This window comes from Pseudomonas sp. 3A(2025) (genome assembly GCF_054589175.1).
Genome location: NZ_BAAILM010000057.1, coordinates 1 through 16,436, shown reverse-complemented (window position 1 = coordinate 16,436; position 16,436 = coordinate 1). Strand labels below are relative to the sequence as shown.

At 52.2% G+C, this 16,436-nt stretch carries 18 protein-coding genes and 2 pseudogenes; 18 read left to right on the top strand and 2 right to left on the bottom strand.

Features of this window, described 5'->3' with window-relative positions; all coding sequences use genetic code 11:
- The first annotated feature begins 113 nt into the window (after positions 1 to 113).
- Positions 114 to 1,034, top strand: coding sequence for a phage portal protein (locus ACYP2A_RS20560; protein ID WP_459747792.1), 921 nt, complete (start codon positions 114 to 116; stop codon positions 1,032 to 1,034).
- Between the two features lie 68 nt (positions 1,035 to 1,102).
- Positions 1,103 to 1,363: an ogr/Delta-like zinc finger family protein gene (locus tag ACYP2A_RS20555; RefSeq protein ID WP_122700811.1), complete on the top strand. Its 261-nt coding sequence runs from the start codon at positions 1,103 to 1,105 to the stop codon at positions 1,361 to 1,363.
- A 40-nt stretch (positions 1,364 to 1,403) separates the two neighbouring features.
- On the opposite strand, the gene ACYP2A_RS20550 is transcribed toward ACYP2A_RS20555, so the two are convergent.
- Both ACYP2A_RS20550 and ACYP2A_RS20545 read right to left on the bottom strand, forming a co-directional pair.
- Positions 1,404 to 1,580 (bottom strand): hypothetical protein, encoded by a 177-nt coding sequence (locus tag ACYP2A_RS20550; RefSeq protein WP_459747690.1) that lies wholly within the window; start codon positions 1,578 to 1,580, stop codon positions 1,404 to 1,406.
- A gap of 92 nt (positions 1,581 to 1,672) precedes the next feature.
- On the bottom strand, positions 1,673 to 2,017 hold the full coding sequence (locus ACYP2A_RS20545) for a helix-turn-helix domain-containing protein (RefSeq protein WP_459747689.1): 345 nt from the start codon (positions 2,015 to 2,017) through the stop codon (positions 1,673 to 1,675).
- Positions 2,018 to 2,101: 84 nt separating this feature from the next.
- Between ACYP2A_RS20545 and ACYP2A_RS20540 the strand changes: the two genes are divergently transcribed.
- From ACYP2A_RS20540 to ACYP2A_RS20465, 16 genes and pseudogenes are all read left to right on the top strand, one after another.
- A complete protein-coding gene (locus tag ACYP2A_RS20540; RefSeq protein WP_459747687.1) occupies positions 2,102 to 2,314 on the top strand; it encodes a helix-turn-helix domain-containing protein in 213 nt (70 codons plus the stop codon).
- Positions 2,315 to 2,343: 29 nt separating this feature from the next.
- Entirely contained in the window at positions 2,344 to 2,817 is a 474-nt protein-coding gene (locus ACYP2A_RS20535) for a YmfL family putative regulatory protein (protein WP_459747686.1), read from the top strand.
- A complete protein-coding gene (locus tag ACYP2A_RS20530) occupies positions 2,814 to 3,032 on the top strand; it encodes a hypothetical protein (RefSeq protein ID WP_459747685.1) in 219 nt (72 codons plus the stop codon). The genes ACYP2A_RS20535 and ACYP2A_RS20530 overlap by 4 nt, the downstream gene beginning before the upstream one ends.
- 91 nt (positions 3,033 to 3,123) lie before the next feature.
- Positions 3,124 to 3,357: a hypothetical protein gene (locus ACYP2A_RS20525; protein ID WP_122803077.1), complete on the top strand. Its 234-nt coding sequence runs from the start codon at positions 3,124 to 3,126 to the stop codon at positions 3,355 to 3,357.
- 2 nt (positions 3,358 to 3,359) lie between these two features.
- A complete protein-coding gene (locus ACYP2A_RS20520; RefSeq protein ID WP_459747683.1) occupies positions 3,360 to 6,053 on the top strand; it encodes a toprim domain-containing protein in 2,694 nt (897 codons plus the stop codon).
- Positions 6,054 to 6,154: 101 nt separating this feature from the next.
- Positions 6,155 to 6,430, top strand: coding sequence for a hypothetical protein (locus tag ACYP2A_RS20515; RefSeq protein ID WP_459747681.1), 276 nt, complete (start codon positions 6,155 to 6,157; stop codon positions 6,428 to 6,430).
- Between the two features lie 83 nt (positions 6,431 to 6,513).
- Entirely contained in the window at positions 6,514 to 6,726 is a 213-nt protein-coding gene (locus ACYP2A_RS20510; protein ID WP_459747680.1) for a DUF4224 domain-containing protein, read from the top strand.
- Positions 6,723 to 7,874 carry a site-specific integrase gene (locus ACYP2A_RS20505; protein ID WP_459747679.1) on the top strand — a complete coding sequence of 384 codons (1,152 nt, stop codon included), beginning with the start codon at positions 6,723 to 6,725 and terminating at the stop codon, positions 7,872 to 7,874. Before ACYP2A_RS20510 ends, ACYP2A_RS20505 begins: the two co-directional genes overlap by 4 nt.
- 993 nt (positions 7,875 to 8,867) lie before the next feature.
- Positions 8,868 to 9,892 (top strand): annotated as a pseudogene (locus ACYP2A_RS20500) (integrase domain-containing protein).
- Entirely contained in the window at positions 9,889 to 10,053 is a 165-nt protein-coding gene (locus ACYP2A_RS20495) for a hypothetical protein (RefSeq protein WP_459747677.1), read from the top strand. Before ACYP2A_RS20500 ends, ACYP2A_RS20495 begins: the two are co-directional and overlap by 4 nt.
- A gap of 361 nt (positions 10,054 to 10,414) precedes the next feature.
- Positions 10,415 to 11,611, top strand: a complete 1,197-nt coding sequence (locus ACYP2A_RS20490; RefSeq protein ID WP_459747675.1) for an N-6 DNA methylase — start codon at positions 10,415 to 10,417, stop codon at positions 11,609 to 11,611.
- A gap of 16 nt (positions 11,612 to 11,627) precedes the next feature.
- Positions 11,628 to 12,515 carry a phosphoribosyltransferase-like protein gene (locus ACYP2A_RS20485; RefSeq protein ID WP_459747674.1) on the top strand — a complete coding sequence of 296 codons (888 nt, stop codon included), beginning with the start codon at positions 11,628 to 11,630 and terminating at the stop codon, positions 12,513 to 12,515.
- A gap of 2 nt (positions 12,516 to 12,517) precedes the next feature.
- The gene (locus ACYP2A_RS20480; RefSeq protein WP_459747672.1) at positions 12,518 to 14,464 is read left to right on the top strand and encodes an ORC-CDC6 family AAA ATPase; all 1,947 of its coding nucleotides are present in this window, start codon (positions 12,518 to 12,520) and stop codon (positions 14,462 to 14,464) included.
- Complete coding sequence (locus tag ACYP2A_RS20475; RefSeq protein WP_459747671.1) at positions 14,461 to 15,357, top strand: hypothetical protein; 897 nt, start codon at positions 14,461 to 14,463, stop codon at positions 15,355 to 15,357. Before ACYP2A_RS20480 ends, ACYP2A_RS20475 begins: the two co-directional genes overlap by 4 nt.
- A gap of 9 nt (positions 15,358 to 15,366) precedes the next feature.
- A complete protein-coding gene (locus ACYP2A_RS20470; protein WP_459747670.1) occupies positions 15,367 to 16,035 on the top strand; it encodes a dUTP diphosphatase in 669 nt (222 codons plus the stop codon).
- A 98-nt stretch (positions 16,036 to 16,133) separates the two neighbouring features.
- Positions 16,134 to 16,307, top strand: a pseudogene (locus ACYP2A_RS20465) (helix-turn-helix domain-containing protein); the annotation flags it as partial.
- Positions 16,308 to 16,436: the final 129 nt, after the last annotated feature.

The following is a 16,436-nucleotide window of genomic DNA, read 5'->3' as shown; positions in this document are numbered from 1 at the left end:
TACCGCAACCGCAGGTAAAGCCCGTACCACAGCAACAGCCAGGCCAGCAGGCTGTTCGGTCGTTCACCTTCGGGGCACCCGAACCCGTACTGACCGAACGCCTCGGCAACTACATGGGCGTTACCGCCAGTCACGACGGTCGGCTGTACACGCCGCCAGTGTCGCGGATCGGGCTGGCCAAGCTGTTGCGGGCAAACGCGCACCACGGCGCCATTCCCGGCTTCAAACGCAACCTGCTGCTGCGTGAGTTCATCGCCTCGGCCGGGCTGTCGGTCGAGAACATGAGCCGGGCCGCGCTCGACTTCATGGTATTCGGTGAGCTGTATTTCTACCGGGTGCCCAACTTTCTGGGCCAGACGCTGGAGCTGCAACACCTGCCGGCGATCAACATGCGGGTCAAGGTCGACGGCGGGTTTGTCCAGTTGCTGGACGACGGTAAAGAAGAAGAGTTTGAGGCCGATGAAGTCGTTCACGTCTTCAACTACGACGTGGAGCAGGACATCTATGGCGTGCCCGAATACCTGGGAGGCATGCAGGCGCTGTTGCTCAATGAGGCCGCGACCCTGTTCCGCCGGCGTTACTACAACAACGGCGCGCACGCGGGTTACATCTTCTACACCAACGACCCGAACATGTCCGAAGAGGACGAACTGAACCTGCAGGAGCAGATGTCAGCCAGCAAGGGCGTGGGCAATTTTCGCAGCATGTTCGTGAACATTCCCGGCGGCGGCGAGAAGGCTATTCAGATCATTCCGGTCGGTGACTTCCAGGCCAAAGACGAGCTGGAGAAGGTCAAGAACATCACCCGCAACGACATCATCGCGGCATGGCGTATGAACCCCGCGCTGGCCGGGATCATTCCAGAAAACAGCGGCGGTTTCGGTGACATCGAAAAGATCGATCGCGTGTACACAAGCAACGAAATCCGACCGATCTGTCAGCTATTCGATCAGGCAAATCAGGTGCTGCGAGAAGACAGACGTTTTGCCTGGAGAAAGCCTGATCAGGCAGTTGAAAGCCCTGTAATTGCGTAAGTTCAAAGTCAAAAATGCTACAAATTGTTATAAAATACTGGCCACTGGACACCCTGGGGAGGGACTTAATGAGGATCCATTGCACAACGTGCGGGCACAAAGGACGCATTTCCTCACGAGAGGAAGTAACCCGGGCCTACGTCAAATTGTACTGCCAGTGCCTAGACGCGGAATGCGGGCACACCTGGGTGGCCAACCTGACGTTCTCGCACACGCTGCGCCCATCAGCGCAGCAACTGGACGTGCTGATATTTGACCGCTTGCGCGATATGACCCAGGACAAGAAAAAGGAATTGTTTGAACAGTTGGGACGCCAGGCGGTGGCGTGAGGGGAAACCGCCGACCAGACAGGCCGGCGATCAGCGAGATTTAGTCGCTCTCAGGATGCTCGGTCAGTATTTCTATCAAGCGTTGCACTCGTTGCTTTTCCTGATCCGTCATTTGACGAAAACGCTCGATCAATCGCTGCTCAGTCTGGGTTAGCGCACGTTCCTGAGACTCGCCCAGACCGAAAAAACCACGCGCAACCACTGCCACTTCCAACATGCTTTAGCTCCATGAAATGCATTGAGGAGCCTGCTGTATCGGGCAATGGCTGAAGTCTTTAGTACGGGGCAAAAAGAATTATGCGCAGGGCATCAGCTGTTGGAATTGGCATCGTCAACCATCGCTTTCAGGAAGCGTCGGATCGAGCGTTGGTCGTCGTCGGGGATGATCCGATATTGCTTGACCATGGAGTCCTCTGCGTCAGTCAGGGTGCTATTTGCCATTGTCGTCCGCACACCACTCAAGATGTACATCACGTCGAAACCCAAGCCCATAGCCATCGTCAGGTAGCTGGCCGGAGCATCACTGGCACCCGACTCATAGTTTCCCTGCGTCCTTTTTGATACGCCGAGTTTTTCCGCAAGCTGGTCTTGGGTAAGTCCGGCTTGGGTTCTCTGCTCGCGCAACCGTGCGCCGATCTGTTCGGAAAGTTCCAATATTTTGCTACCGAGATATTTACATTGGCAATTTTTTGCCACACCATGCTCACGTAATCACACGAAGTAGCAAGGAATTGCACTATGCCTAATAGGACCATAACCGAGCAAGCTCGCCAACAAGCGCGGGATGCATTAGAGCGTCGCGGCCAAACAGCCAGAGGGTTTGCACAGCAGCATGAATTGAATCCCAGCACCGTTTACGCGGTGCTGAGTGGCCAAAGCCAATGTCGACGCGGGGAGGCACATCGAGCCGCCGTTCTACTGGGAATCAAAGACGGCGTTATCGAACAGTAAAGGCTTGGCCACACAGGGAGAAGTAGAAAATGAAATGCTCAATTCTCAAAGCACGCAAGGCAACCATCAGGGCGATCATTGCCAGCTCTGGCGGATGCCAGCAAGCGGCAGCCCGCTTAGAGCTGGATCGGAAGAAGTTTGAAAATCATGCGTATGAAAACGGCAACAGCCGCTCACTGAACGACGCGCAAATACACGCCCTGGAACAAGCCGCCGGCACTACGCATTTTCCTGCATACATCGCAGGGATCTACGGCGGACTGTTCGTGCCTCTGGCAGATCCTGAAACACTGGACAATGTCGAGCTTTATGCCCGCTCTGTAAGGGTTGCAGCGAAGCGCGGCACTGTCGATCAGATCATCGCTCAGTCGCTTGAGGACGGCTCGATCGACCGCCGTGAAGCTGACCAGATCCTCAATGCCCATCATTCACACATGGCTGCTCGACACGAAGAAGTGCTGGCAGCTATCAGCCTGTACGGCGAACCAGGAGCGATCCAGTGAACACCCCGCCAACGGACTTTCAGGAAACGCTTCAAGCGGCTGCACTGCATTTCCTGCAGCGTCACCGCGATGAGCATCTGACCCACGACTACTACCTGCTTGATCGAGCAACGGTATACCTGACTATCAGCTTCGACGTGCCCTATCACCGGGCAGCCAAGATCGTCGACCTGGCCGTTCAAGACATCACCGGCGCCCCCAACAGCACGCGCTGACGCATAACCAACACTTAACCCAACACTACTTCTGCCCTGCCCCTGCGCTCCATGGGTATGGGTGAGCTGCGCCTGAAATCGAGATTTTATGATGGGAAACGCTGTAGTTATCACCACCCCGCTCCCCCCGGCCGAGGCATTGGCATTGCTCCAAGCCATGCGTCAGCAGTACAGCACAAGCCTCAATGAACACTGGTACGACGATCAATTTCGCTTTGTTCCTGTGGGTCTGCGTCACGGCGCCATTCTTGCGCACATCCCTGTGATGGCCGCGCAAAAACGCCTGATTGGCGCCCTTACCCTCAGCCTCAAAGCAGTGAAGTAATCATGAGAGAAGATCTGCGCCACGACGTTCTGCAACGCCTGGAATCCGACTTCGGCCTGAAACACCGGAACAACACCAATTACATGCGTGGCGGTGAATGCCCTAAGTGTCACAAGCGTGAACTCTATTCTCGCCACGACACGCCTTGGCAGGTGATCTGCGGGCGTTCTGAGAAGTGCGGCCACACCCTGCACGTCAAAGAGATCTACAACGACCTGTTTGAAGACTGGAGCAAGCGTGCGCCTGCCACAGACAACATGCCCACAGCCACCGCCCGGGCTTATCTTGAGTTCGGCCGCGGCTTCAAGATGGAAGTCATCACTGGCTGGTTCACTCAAGAAACCTACTATTCAGCCCAGCACAACGCCGGCAGCGCGACTGTGCGCTTTCCATTGGCCAAGGGCGGTTACTGGGAACGCCTGATCGATCAGCCGGCGCGCTTCGGCAAAATGAAGGCCCGTTTTGCACCAGGTGAAAGCTACAAGGGTGTGTGGTGGTGTCCTCCATGCGTCGACGTGCTCGAGGCGAAAGAGATCTGGATTGTTGAAGGCATCTTTGACGCCATCGCCCTGGTGCATAACGACATTGCAGCTGTGTCCGCAATGTCCTCCAACGCCTTCCCGGCCGACTCCCTGCAGGCGCTGGTAGCCGCACGCCCGGGTAATTTGCCGAAACTGGTCTGGGCACTGGACAACGAACCAGGTGCGCACGCCTACACCAAAAAATGGGTCCGTATGGCCCGCGACCTGGGTTTCACATGTGAGGCCGCGCAGATCCCTCAGCGCGATAATCGCAAGGTCGACTGGAACGACCTGCATCAGCGCTGGCATTTTCTGGACGAAGGCGAAAAGCGTGATGCTCAGGTCGACAAGGACATCACCATCGCCCGGCACCACGGTGCCCTGCTGATCGCGGAAAACGCTACCGAAAAAGCATTGGTGATGTTCGATTGGAAGCGGCGAAGCGAATTTCATTTGGAGTTCGGCAACCGCCTGTACTGGTTCAAGCTCGATCTGGAGAAGTACAACAAAGCGATCCAGGAGCTGGAAGACAGCGACCATCATGACGACCAACTGCTGAATAACAAACAGATGCGTGCCAAGGCCATGCAGCAATGCGGCGCGCTGCAGCGTATTGCGACCTGCAACCCGAAAGCCCTGTACTACCAAGAAAACAAACTGACGGACGAGTCCTGGTACTACTTCCGAATCACGTTTGCTCACGACGCGGCACCGATCAAGAACACTTTCACCAGTTCGCAGATCGCGTCGTCTGCAGAGTTCAAAAAACGCCTGCTTGGCATCGCCCCGGGCGGAATGTTTACAGGCACCACCCAACAACTGGATGCCTTCATTGAGGAACAGACCGACGCGCTCAAGACCGTCCAGACCATCGACTTCACTGGCTACACCCGCGAGCACGGCGCGTACATCTACGGCGACGTAGCGATTCGGGATGGTAAGGTGTTCAAGCTGAACGAAGAAGACTTCTTCGACATGGACCGCCTGAGCATCAAGACACTGAGCCAGTCCGTGACGCTCAACCTGAACACCGACCTGCAGAAGTTCGACACCGAATGGCTGGATATCATCTGGGAGTGCTTCGGTGCCAAAGGCCTGGTCGCACTCTCGTTCTGGCTCGGCTCGCTATTCGCTGAGCAGATCCGGCAACACCAAAAAAGCTACCCGTTCATGGAGATCATTGGCGAGCCAGGCGCAGGTAAATCCACGCTGATCGAGTTCCTGTGGAAGCTCTATGGTCGGCTCGATTACGAAGGCTTTGACCCGACCAAGGGCACACCCGTGGCCCGGGCACGTAACTTTGCCCAAGTCGGAAACCTTCCCGTCGTGCTGATCGAGTCGGAACGGGAAAAGACCGATGGCAGCCAAACCAGACAATACGACTGGGACGAACTGAAAACCGCTTACAACGGCCGTAGCGTTCGGTCGACCGGCGTGAAGAACAACGGCAACGACACCCGCGAACCGCCGTTTCGCGGTGCGGTGGTCATCGGCCAGAACCATGCGGTGAACGCTTCCGAACCCATCCTGCAGCGAATTATTCATATCGCCATGACCAAGGATGGCCAGACACCTAAAACCAAGCTGCAGGTGGAAAAGCTGGAGCGTATGGCGGTCGACCGTGTCAGCGGTTTCCTGATCAAGGCCACGACCATGGAAAGCGTGGTGATGGAGACGATTCGCGAGAAGGCCCCCCAGTACGAACAACAGCTGCTGGCCTTGCCCGAGATCCGCACCGTTCGTATCGCCAAGAACCACGCTCAGTTGCATGCTTTGGTCGACGCTCTGGTGCATGTGGTCCCTCTGAAAAAGCACCAGGTAGATGCAGCATATGCCGAGATTCAAAGCATGGCCCAAGAACGCCAGTTGGCCATCAACGCTGATCACCCCATCGTGGTCGAGTTCTGGGAACTGTATGAGTACCTCAACAGCACGGCCGGCGCTCTGAACCACTCACGCAATGACGGGCTGATCGCTGTGAACCTGAACGACTTTGCCAAAGAAGCGGCAGAGAAACGGCAGAAAGTGCCTGACCTGACTGAACTCAAGCGTCACTTGAAAACCAGCAAATGCCCCAAGTTCATCGAGACGAACAGAAATGTCTGCTCGGCCTGGGAACTTGATGCAGCCGAAAAACCGAAAACCGTGCGGTGCTGGATTTTTCAAGCCGGCTGATTAAGAGAACGAAGGATTTACAAGCGCCGGCATGGGCCGGTGAGAAAGGGGTATCGAGGAGTACCAGCTCCTCGATACCGATCACTGAAAGGAGCAACACCATGGAAGCACAGCACCATATCAGCGACGAAGCGAAGGCTACCACATCACCTGGTCAATGCGCGCTAACAGCACGCCACCTGGTGGCTATCCGCATTGTCGGTACCGCGATATTCGATTACCAGGTACGCAAAACGCCCGATGCAAGGATCCGCTTGGAATGCCTGGCCACCATGGCCCATGCCCAAGGAGACCTGACCGATGTTGACGCGCTTGTCGTTGCCCAGGTACTGGCCAATCACAGTAAATCTGGAGGGGAAAGCATGATGCGGGTATAGAGAAACAGTCGCTTTGCCCTAACACCAATAGCCCCGGCGCAGCGCTACACTGCCCGGGGCGCCCTATTTTTCAAAGGCAAACCATGAATTCCCGATCGAACATCGTCCTGGCATTCGAAGACTTGCAGCGTATCACTGGCTATCAGCGCCGCTCTGACGTCGAGCGGTCACTGCGCGAGCAGGGCATCCAGCTGTTTCGGGGACGCACAGGCCCATGGACCACATTGGACCTTATCAACCATGCGGCGGGCATGAAGCCCACTGCAGCAGATCGGTACGACACGCAAATCCTATGAGGAAAGCACGGAAGCGGAAGCATAATCCGCACATCCCCGCCCACATTGACCAGGCCGCTCTCCCAGCGGCCGTTTACTTTGACCATCGAAAAGGGGCCGGGCTTTGGTACACCACACACACTGACGAGACTGGAAAACAACGTCGGCGCAATATTGCGCCGGCAGACGTGTCTCTGGCCGAACTGCACCAGATCATGGAGGACAGCTACAACGTGGACCGGGGAACGCTGCGCTACATCTGCCAGCAGTTCCACCTGAGCGATCGCTATAAAAAGCTCAGCCCCAAGACTCACGACGACTACTGCTACTCCCGCGACGTCCTGCTAACCATCCCGACCAAACTCGGCAAGCCACTGGGCGACCTGACTGTGCGGAAGTTTTCGCCGGCACTAGTCCAGCGAATTGTCGACCGCCTGGCCGACGAAGGCACACCCTCGAAAGCGGCTCACGCACTGCGCTATCTGCGCCGGGTATTGCAGTGGGGCCGTAACCGGGGGTTCCTCGACGTTAATCCAGCCTTGGGCATCGAGGCACCCGTGGAGCGTAAGCAACGCCGCCTGCCGGCGCACCAGGCGCTGGACGCTCTGCTCGACCGGGCAAAAGCCTTCGGCCGCCTGGCCAGGAACGAGAAAGGCGGTTGCCCAGAGTATCTGGCCTACGTGATGGAAATTTCTTACCTATGCCGTCTACGTGGCATCGAAACAATCACGCTCACTGATGCGCACGAATTGCCCGAAGGCGTCATGACCAACAGGCGAAAGGGTAGCCGGGACAACATCGTTCGATGGACGCCCAGATTGCGTGCTGCTTGGGACGGTGCAAAGGCATACCGTGCGCGAGTATGGGCAAGCAAGGCGACGGCAATCCCGATCCGGGCAGATCGGCGCTACATCATCATCGCAAGCCACGGCGGGCCGCTGCGCAAGTCCAGCCTGGACACAGCCTGGCAGCGTTTCATCAAGTCATCGATCGAGGACGGCAGCATCACTGCCGAACAACGCTTTGGGCTGCATGACCTCAAGCGCCGGGGCATCACTGACACTGTTGGCAATCGGGCCGATAAACAAGAGGCCAGCGGTCACCGTGATGAAGCGATGATGGATGTGTATGACCTTAGCTTGCCGCTTGTGAATCCCTCCTCCGACTGAGCAAACCGGACGTAATAAGACCTTGGAAGCCCGCTTAAACTGCGGGCTTTCGCGTGTCTGGACGTAAGAAGAAATTCTGTAAGTCATTGATTTATATGTTGCGAGCAGGTTCCTTGTAATCAGTAGGTCCCGGGTTCGACTCCTGGTGCCGGCACCATACGAAACACCAGAAAAGGCTCACCGAAAGGTGGGCCTTTTTTGTTTGTGCTGGTTTTTGAGCTGCTGCCGGGACATCCGTGGTTTCGTTTGCTCAGCGAACTGGCAGGGCGCATTCCACTTAAGGGAGTGGGACGAGCTATGGGGGTGTAAGGGCCTCAATCCGCAAATACAAATTATCCACAGGCGTAGAAAAGATCGGGCAAAGCGCTGTCGTCGGCAGCAACCCAGGTAGCCAGAACCTTTAAGGCTACGCCACACCGTGGTAGTGCTCCCAAAGTGTGATTAGCGTCCGGCGGCTCGCATGGTCACCGCGATGTCATGGATGTCTACTTTTATCAGTGTGCCCACTGCGGCAACTCATCCCATTACGTAGCTGCCCTGCAGCAACCTATCCGCTTGGCCATTTCATTGCGCCAATCTGCGCCCGTCTCTTTCTCCCGGAAAGAGGCGGGCGCTCCTACCGCTGCTGCAGCCCAGATCGTACAAGGCTTTGCGGCATTCCCTCTCATGACAATCGACGTGACAAACACCGAAGTCACCAGCAACAGCGATGCAGATGATGGTCCTGCAGCCCAAGTAATGGACTGCACCTGACTGACAGTCAGGCATGCCCCGGTCATCGCATGACTGCCTTCACCCGACTCAGGATCTCGCGGCGCTGGTCTCGTTAGCAAGCGCATCCTCCACCCGCCCACTTCTTTGGAAGTGTTCAGGAGGCCAGATCATGAGGTGCCCAAGCTCTCGGTAGTAAAGAGCCGCCAGTCCGCGTTAGTGGACAACCCTCACAGGTCGCAAGGGTCTTGATCCCAGATAAAACTCAACATTCTTGGCGAGATGACGTGGGAAGGTTTCAAAGGTTTTGGCTTCGATAGGAGACTGATCACGGCATTGGTAGGCGGACGGGATGGGCGAAATTTTGCCTATGGCCGGCAATTGAGTTATGCCGGACCACAGGCATTGCGCGATCTGTTTGGCGACGGGCATTACGGCACGGTCAAGGCGCACAGTGATCGCTGGCAGGCGTTTGTACGCTGGTGTCGGTAGGCTGATGGGCCGGGCTTCAACGATGCGCGGCAGATCAATCGACAGACCTTGTCGGATTATGCGGATCATCTGCGCTACTTGATCGGGCACGGTGACCTAGCCATCGCTACCACGCAGAACCGACTATACAGCGTCAACCGGACCATGGCCGCGCTTCGCGGGGATCAGCATGTAAAAGTGCGAAGTCCGAGCAAGGGATTGGGAATGCAGCGCACCACTGCTCGCAAGACAGTCCTCCGAGGGCAACACCGCGAGCAAGTAATACGTATCGTTGAAGCGCTACCCGAACAAAACGATCGTTCCGCTGCCATCACCCTGTTGGCGCGAGCCACCGGTATGCGTTTGCGAGAAGCCATCTTGGCCGATCTACCGCGCCTAAGGCGCGAAGCCGAACGCCTCGGCAGCATCAACATGGGGGACGGGGCCAAAGGCGGCCGCGAAGGAGCGACTGCCCTCCGCTGGATCAGGGTCGATGAGCATATGCGAGGGCGCTGAGCTATGCCGAACAGGTATCTCCACACGGTAGCCGCAATTTACTTGCACCAACCGAGGCCTACCTCGACTTCAATCGTAGCGTCATACTCCCGGCACGAAGCATCCTCCAGACAAATTCCCTCAAAGGCTTTCACTAGCTGCGTGCAGCCTATGCGTGCGAGCGTTACAAGCATATTACCGGTCACCTCGCGCCCATCTGTGGCGGCAAATGCAGCTTGCTCGACCCAAGCCTTGACCGAAAGGCCCGCTGGCGAATCAGCTACGAACTGGGACACGGTCGAATCGAGGTGGTATCGGCCTACTTAGGTGGCATGGCATGAGCAAACCGTTCGATATGGAGCTTTTTCTTACTGGTGCGCTGACCGGATCGCCTGTCACCCGGAAACGGCATTTGCAGCAGGCCAAGGTCATTCAAGCCGCAATTTCAGGCCGTTGGCGACGAGAAAATCCGTGGCAATGGCAGAGGAAACATCTCGTATGATTCTTAGATCAGCTCGCGAAACCGCGTGCCGAGACGACCTACTATTACTATCTACTGACGGTGCATCTGCTTACGAATCGCTTAGGTAAAACATGGTGGTATAGGATTGTGCAGAAGGACTCCAAGAAGGAGCTGAGCTGGGCTACCTTAAAAAGCTGAGTGATACCAAAACTCTGCCAGGATGCGGACTTCCCAGCCCAAAAATGCCGATTGCGGCCTGTTTTTGAGCGCGTGGGATGGTGCTCAACACGGGCAAAGGGTCTGGCAAACCATTTGTCTGATCCAAAAAACACATCGCTGCATAGTGAAGTCGAGGTTGCCTAGCATGTACCATGCATGCTTTCCGAAGGATGGTCGCTGAATGCAGACACAGGCAAAAAAGAAGCTGCACGGCCAGTACTACACAGACTTGGCCTACGGTGCCCTTCTTGTGAATCGTTTCCAGGAAGACTCCGTAAGTGTCGCTTTAGAGCTCGGAGTTGGAGGTGGTGCTCTACTGTCTGCTGTCAGCGGCCGATGGCCTGATGCACGCTGCGTTTCAGTGGACATTGACCCCGCGCATACGCGAAATCCGCCTTACAAACCTCAAGATCACTCACATTACTGCGCGGATGCGCTGAATCCACAGCTCGACGAAGTAATCGGACTTTGCAGCGGCGTGGCTGATTTAGCGGTCTGCAACCCCCCATTTATAGCAGCGGAGTGGAAACCGGCATTCTCCACACTGCTTGGGCGAGCAGGGTTTCCAGTACCTAACAACGCCTTAAAGGTTGGTGCGGACATACTTTTCCTAGCCCAAAACCTATGGCTCCTCAAAGATAAAGGGCAACTGGGGATAATAATCCCAGCTGGAATTATAGCTGGGGATAAGAACTCTGCTATCAGAGAGGCGTTACTCTCGCAGCACTGCATTACTGAAGTGGTAGAACTACCCAGCAATGCATTCAAAGGTACAGAAGTAAAAACATTCATCCTTAATCTATCGAAGAACATCCCTAGCCCGGAGCAGATAGCGCTATTCCGTTGCAACAAGAGCGGCTCTGTAGAGACTCCCATATGGATCTCCCCGGATGAGGCAAAAAACAGGATGGATTATAGCTACTATGAATGGCGCAACAGTAACAAAACTAATCTAGACCAACTCACACCTCAAACATTTGAGGTGTACCGGGGAAGCATCCCAACAAGTCAAGCGCGCGCACAAGGCTGGAAAATCTTTCATACTACGGACTTGAAAGATCAGCCTCACCACGGCGAAGTATACTTTTCCGACCATTTTATTAGAGATGGCCATTTTGCGGGAAAAGTGATCGCAACAGCCGGCGATATTTTGATCCCTCGAGTTGGTCGCAATATACTGCAAGGGATTCATCTCGTCAAAAGCGGCAACGCTCCGATCAGTGATTGCTTATATATCGCAAGACCATTAAGCCGTTCTCCAGATGAGCTATATAGCGCATTCATATCCGAGAAAGGGCAATCCTGGCTACAAGCACATATTCACGGTGCATGTGCAAGATTTCTAACAAAATCGGACTTGACCAAATTCCCTCTTTAAAATGAGGCTTTGCAACATGGACGTACCATTAACAGACAACACTAAGCTCAAAGAAATCATACGCAAGCTTTGCGCAACGAAAATTCGCACGCCACTTACGATGGAGCGCGTAAGAACGTGGCTTAAGCAGTTCATCACACCAGAAGAGCAGACTCTAGCACTTCTGATACTTAAAAATCTGATATATCGAAATTCCGCTCAAATTGAATCATCCCTACGTCAAGCGCTAAAAGAAGCCGCACTTCATTTCGAAACGCCAGGAAACACTGAAATAAGCTATGACTGGAGAGGCGTACTTGCGAACAGGCGTCCGTTGCGCAGTGGCAAATTTTTCTTTTTTGCCCCCCCTATCATTGAAGGAATTATGCCTCCTGGAAAAAGCGGTGAACTAATCGCACGCCTACTGCACTCCAATTTTGGAATCGAACGAAGCTATCAAACTTATTGCGGAAACCGAAAACTTCCTGATGATGAGTACTTATTGATTGTCGACGATGGGTCATTCACAGGAACGCAACTATCTGAGGTTCTAACTCAGTGTGGCAATCTGATGCGTGGCCATCGGAGAGGCGGCATCGTGCTCTCGATAGTACATCAGGAAGCAATCAACCGCCTTGAAACTGACTTCCCAGATGTCAAAGTTTTCTATGGAGAACTGCTGACTGAAAAAGACAATTTCGAACAAGTGTGTAAAACATGGGTGGGTAATAAAGTTTGGCCACACACGCACATTGATCCATTCGAACTATACATGGACATAGCGAGACGAGCAGGAATGCCTGATGCAGCTGCCGGTTGGGGAAAGCTAGGGTTGATGGTAGTTTATGAGCATGGCATACCTGACAATACGCTTCCTTTACTTTGGACGCGCTCTACTAATTGGCAACCTCTTTTTGAGAGATAGATATGCAACCGATAATCGATCACTCAATATTAGCCAAGACTCGGGCAGAAGAGCACTCCGCCGATGTATGGGGAAAATTTTTTGTCCCTCCGTATTTTGATAGCCTTTCACTAAAAGGTGCAACCAAATCGACCTACCTAGTCGGGAAGCGGGGTTGTGGAAAAACCATGCTGCTTAAATATCTGGACTATCACACCCTTTTTTCCCCTAACAGACCGACTATACCAGCCAATGAAATAGAGCATATCGGTATATATTGGCGGGTTGACACACAGTTTTGCAACTCAATGAGACTGCGTGGCATTGAGGAGGCCGAATGGACAAACATTTTCAACTGCTATTTCTCACTAGCCATAGCTGGTGAAATTATCCGCTCCTTGAAATGTATCGCGCTAAGCACCTATACCAACTTCACCTCCGATAGTTTAGAACGGATGAGCTTCCCGTCAGCGGATGACTTTTCTTTCCCTGCAGACCCCGTGACGCTGGAAAGAGCATTAGATAAAACTCGTAAAGGATTTAGCTTGTGGATTTCCAACTTATCTACAGCCCAAAGACCTTTACTACCTCCTGGGAAAGACTTTCTAGACTCGCTCATTTCGGACATAAAAAAAACGCCAGGTTTGGAGAGAAGTTGCTTTTATGTTTATGTTGATGAAGTAGAAAATCTAGTCCCATACCAGCGACGTGTCTTGAATACGTATCTGCGTCATAGTCAGCAGCCTCTAATTGTCAGCTTTACATCTAAAGAGCTTTCTGACGAAAATGGAACCACAGGCAAAGAATCCATCACTGCCACGAATGATTATAACCTGTGCTACATTGATAATTTGATGGACGACATGGAGCGTTCTTGCTTCTTTGCTGAGGTTTTTCTCGCAAACCTTGATCTCGCCGCAGGCAAACAAGATTCAAAACTTCTACATCTAGTTCGCAACCAAAACTCGCTGGACCGCCGACGCGAAAAAAGCTACAAAAATAATGTTATAGAAGATATAAAAAAGCGCTTCCCTACAAAAGAGCACAAGCAGTTTGCCGTCGAGGCATTTGAAACCCCTCGAATTAAAAAAATATTATTGGACCGTATCGACAAGGCACTTACAAGAAAAAAGACTGCATTAACTACTGAAATTTTTTTGAAGCCCGAATTCTTAGCAGAGGCTAAAGTCGTACTTCCGGCCTTACTTAATCGTAATGCCAATTCGGCGGAGCTGATTCTAGAAGAGCTGACCAAATACAGCAACGGCGAAGACAGTAAATTTACGAACTGGGTGCACAACAATCTATTTGGTTCACTGCTCGAGCTCTACAGACCCTATCGAACATTCTGCCCACTATACAGTGGATTCGATACATTCATTGCTATGTCCAACAGAAATCTTCGTCACTTCTTAATCCTTTGCTATAAAGTTTTGGAAATGAGTGAACTGGAAGATGAGACATCAGATCTCTTCTCGGTAGAAATACAAGCTCGTGCGGCATATGAAGCTGCCGATCAGCTGATTCGAGAAATAAAAACTTTTGGTGAGTCTGGCGAACAGTTGCGTAGTTTTGTTTTGCGATTAGGTAACGTTTTCAGGACGCTTCAATCAGCACCAAGTATGAGTGAGCCAGAACAGAATCAATTTACGATCAACTCAGGCGATAGATCGCTTGACACAGATGAAATGCTTTTCATTTCTGAAGCACAAAAATATGCAATCTTGATAGAAATGCTGGAAACAAAAGCCAAAAGCGCTGTCAGTACAGACATAACAGATTTTCAGCTAAACCCGATCTACTCACCATATTTCATGATTAGTTACCGACGAAAACGGAAGGTAGACTTCTCAGTAGAGAACTTCCATACGTTGTCCATGGGTACCGAGGACGAATATAGCGATCTCGCTCTGAGCCTTTTCAAGAAATCGGAACAGCAAGAAAACCTTCAGCTCGGGCTTGGGCTATGACAACAACTAAAATATTCACCACTCGATATAAAAACGTAAAAGACGTAGCACTACCTGATGGCTACGTCTTGCTCCATGGCGTATCTTTAGATGAGAGAGGAGAAAATGCGCTATCACTTGAGAAATCCGGAGCATCTAAAAAACTAAAAATCGCCTATTCTTATGAATCAATGAGATTAGAAATAGGTACCGAAGAATCTAGCGCAGACAACTCCGACGATATAATTCAGAAACACATAAACTCACCTATTGTATTTGAAGCAACCACATTAGGTCTTGCTGAACTTTTTTGTACAATACGCTCGGTAATCAATTTGGGTGTGAAAAAATTTGACATTATTTATGGTGAGCCGGCTGACTATACACCAGAGCACCCAGGCGGTGACTCTTTTGCGCTTTCAAACAAAATAGTTGGATATAGGCCCATTCCTAACGCCGTAGTAGATTTATCGAGCGAAAACGTAGAAGCGGGAGTGTTTTTCCTAGGTTACGAGCCAGAGAGGCTTGAGCGCGCACTTGAAGAATATCAAATGATTTCGTCTAAAGATATCAAGGTAGTCTTTGGCGTACCGGCATTTAAGCCCGGCTGGGAGCTAAACTCCTTCATTCCACACCTCCCCAGCCTGAGTGATAAGTCTTTCGACATCGCCTACTGCTCTGCCAACGACCCTAGTGCTGCATACGAACTGCTAGAGCGCACCAAAAACTCTTTAGGTGAAGAAAGCCAAATGTTTGTTGCTCCAATTGGCACAAAGCCGTGTGGAGTAGCAACGGCCTTATTTGCCAGCCTAAATCAAGATCGGGTAGGTATATTGTATGACCATCCTGATAAAAAATCTAAACGGTCACGCGGTGTGGGCACGTGGCATAAATTTACTGTCATTATTCCATAAGGAATTTTCATGAATATGAATAAGCCGAACACCAGTCAAATCGAAACTATGCTGGACCTTCAATGCAAGCTTAACACGCTCGTAGACAAAGACTGGATTGCTAAGCGCTTCCCCTATCTACGGGCAGCATTCGTGGAGTCTGCAGAGGCTTTAGACCACTACGGATGGAAATGGTGGAAAAAACAGACTCCTAACATCCCTCAGGTGCAAATAGAAATTTCCGATATTTTACACTTTTATCTTTCTGACATCTTGCTGAGCACTTCCGGGGACATAGCATCCGCAGTACACTTAATGGTAAACGAGTGCGATATAAAAAATAATGAAGTCAGCATTAACAATGTCACATTTAACATCAAAACAGCTGACATTCAAACGCTTTTTGAGATTCTGGCTGCAACATCTATCCTACGGCAACGTAACTTCAATGTTTTCCAAAATATTATGGAAAAATGCAATCTCGACTGGAATTCTTTGTACATCGGGTATGTCTCAAAAAACATCTTGAACATTTTCAGGCAAGACAACGGCTACAAAGATGGAACGTACAAAAAAATCTGGGGAAACAGAGAGGACAACGAACACTTGCATGAAATAGTTTCGAGCCTAGACCCCTCTTCAGCGACATTCTCTAAAAACATTATTGAAGCCCTTACAAACAAATACAAAAATCTTTGATGTAGAAGTGGCCAAGCTTTGTTTGGCCACTTTCTCCTTAAATACATGGCGGCCGCAAAAACTGAGTGCAACACCTCTACCTCCGGTAAGGTGCCGCGATGTCTTATACCGAACTCAGTATCGAAGAACGCGTCACCATTCAAATCGGACAATACCGAGATCTCAGTCAGCGAGAGATTGCTCGTCTGCTGGGGCGTAGTCCGTCCACTATCAGCCGCGAGTTGAGGCGAAATAGGGCTATCAACGGAAGCTATGCGGCCTGCCAAGCCCAAGCTTTTGTAAGCGCGCCATAAACCCCACTCTTAACAAGATGGGGTTTTTCGTCATCGCGGGATCTGCGGCGAGCAGTTCCACGGCAGCAAGGCTTCGAAGTCTTCCACCGACACCGCCTGGGGCAGACG

What these genes read in the sequence shown, in the direction of transcription:
- ACYP2A_RS20515 (WP_459747681.1), top strand. Translation starts at nt 6,155, where the DNA reads ATGGAAGCACAGCACCATATCAGCGACGAAGCGAAGGCTACCACATCA.
- ACYP2A_RS20485 (WP_459747674.1), top strand. Translation starts at nt 11,628, where the DNA reads ATGGACGTACCATTAACAGACAACACTAAGCTCAAAGAAATCATACGC.
- ACYP2A_RS20505 (WP_459747679.1), top strand. Translation starts at nt 6,723, where the DNA reads ATGAGGAAAGCACGGAAGCGGAAGCATAATCCGCACATCCCCGCCCAC.
- ACYP2A_RS20550 (WP_459747690.1), bottom strand. Translation starts at nt 1,580, where the DNA reads ATGTTGGAAGTGGCAGTGGTTGCGCGTGGTTTTTTCGGTCTGGGCGAG.
- ACYP2A_RS20560 (WP_459747792.1), top strand. Translation starts at nt 114, where the DNA reads ATGGGCGTTACCGCCAGTCACGACGGTCGGCTGTACACGCCGCCAGTG.
- ACYP2A_RS20480 (WP_459747672.1), top strand. Translation starts at nt 12,518, where the DNA reads ATGCAACCGATAATCGATCACTCAATATTAGCCAAGACTCGGGCAGAA.
- ACYP2A_RS20535 (WP_459747686.1), top strand. Translation starts at nt 2,344, where the DNA reads ATGAAATGCTCAATTCTCAAAGCACGCAAGGCAACCATCAGGGCGATC.
- ACYP2A_RS20520 (WP_459747683.1), top strand. Translation starts at nt 3,360, where the DNA reads ATGAGAGAAGATCTGCGCCACGACGTTCTGCAACGCCTGGAATCCGAC.
- ACYP2A_RS20510 (WP_459747680.1), top strand. Translation starts at nt 6,514, where the DNA reads ATGAATTCCCGATCGAACATCGTCCTGGCATTCGAAGACTTGCAGCGT.
- ACYP2A_RS20470 (WP_459747670.1), top strand. Translation starts at nt 15,367, where the DNA reads ATGAATATGAATAAGCCGAACACCAGTCAAATCGAAACTATGCTGGAC.
- ACYP2A_RS20475 (WP_459747671.1), top strand. Translation starts at nt 14,461, where the DNA reads ATGACAACAACTAAAATATTCACCACTCGATATAAAAACGTAAAAGAC.
- ACYP2A_RS20525 (WP_122803077.1), top strand. Translation starts at nt 3,124, where the DNA reads ATGGGAAACGCTGTAGTTATCACCACCCCGCTCCCCCCGGCCGAGGCA.
- ACYP2A_RS20495 (WP_459747677.1), top strand. Translation starts at nt 9,889, where the DNA reads ATGAGCAAACCGTTCGATATGGAGCTTTTTCTTACTGGTGCGCTGACC.
- ACYP2A_RS20555 (WP_122700811.1), top strand. Translation starts at nt 1,103, where the DNA reads ATGAGGATCCATTGCACAACGTGCGGGCACAAAGGACGCATTTCCTCA.
- ACYP2A_RS20540 (WP_459747687.1), top strand. Translation starts at nt 2,102, where the DNA reads ATGCCTAATAGGACCATAACCGAGCAAGCTCGCCAACAAGCGCGGGAT.
- ACYP2A_RS20490 (WP_459747675.1), top strand. Translation starts at nt 10,415, where the DNA reads ATGCAGACACAGGCAAAAAAGAAGCTGCACGGCCAGTACTACACAGAC.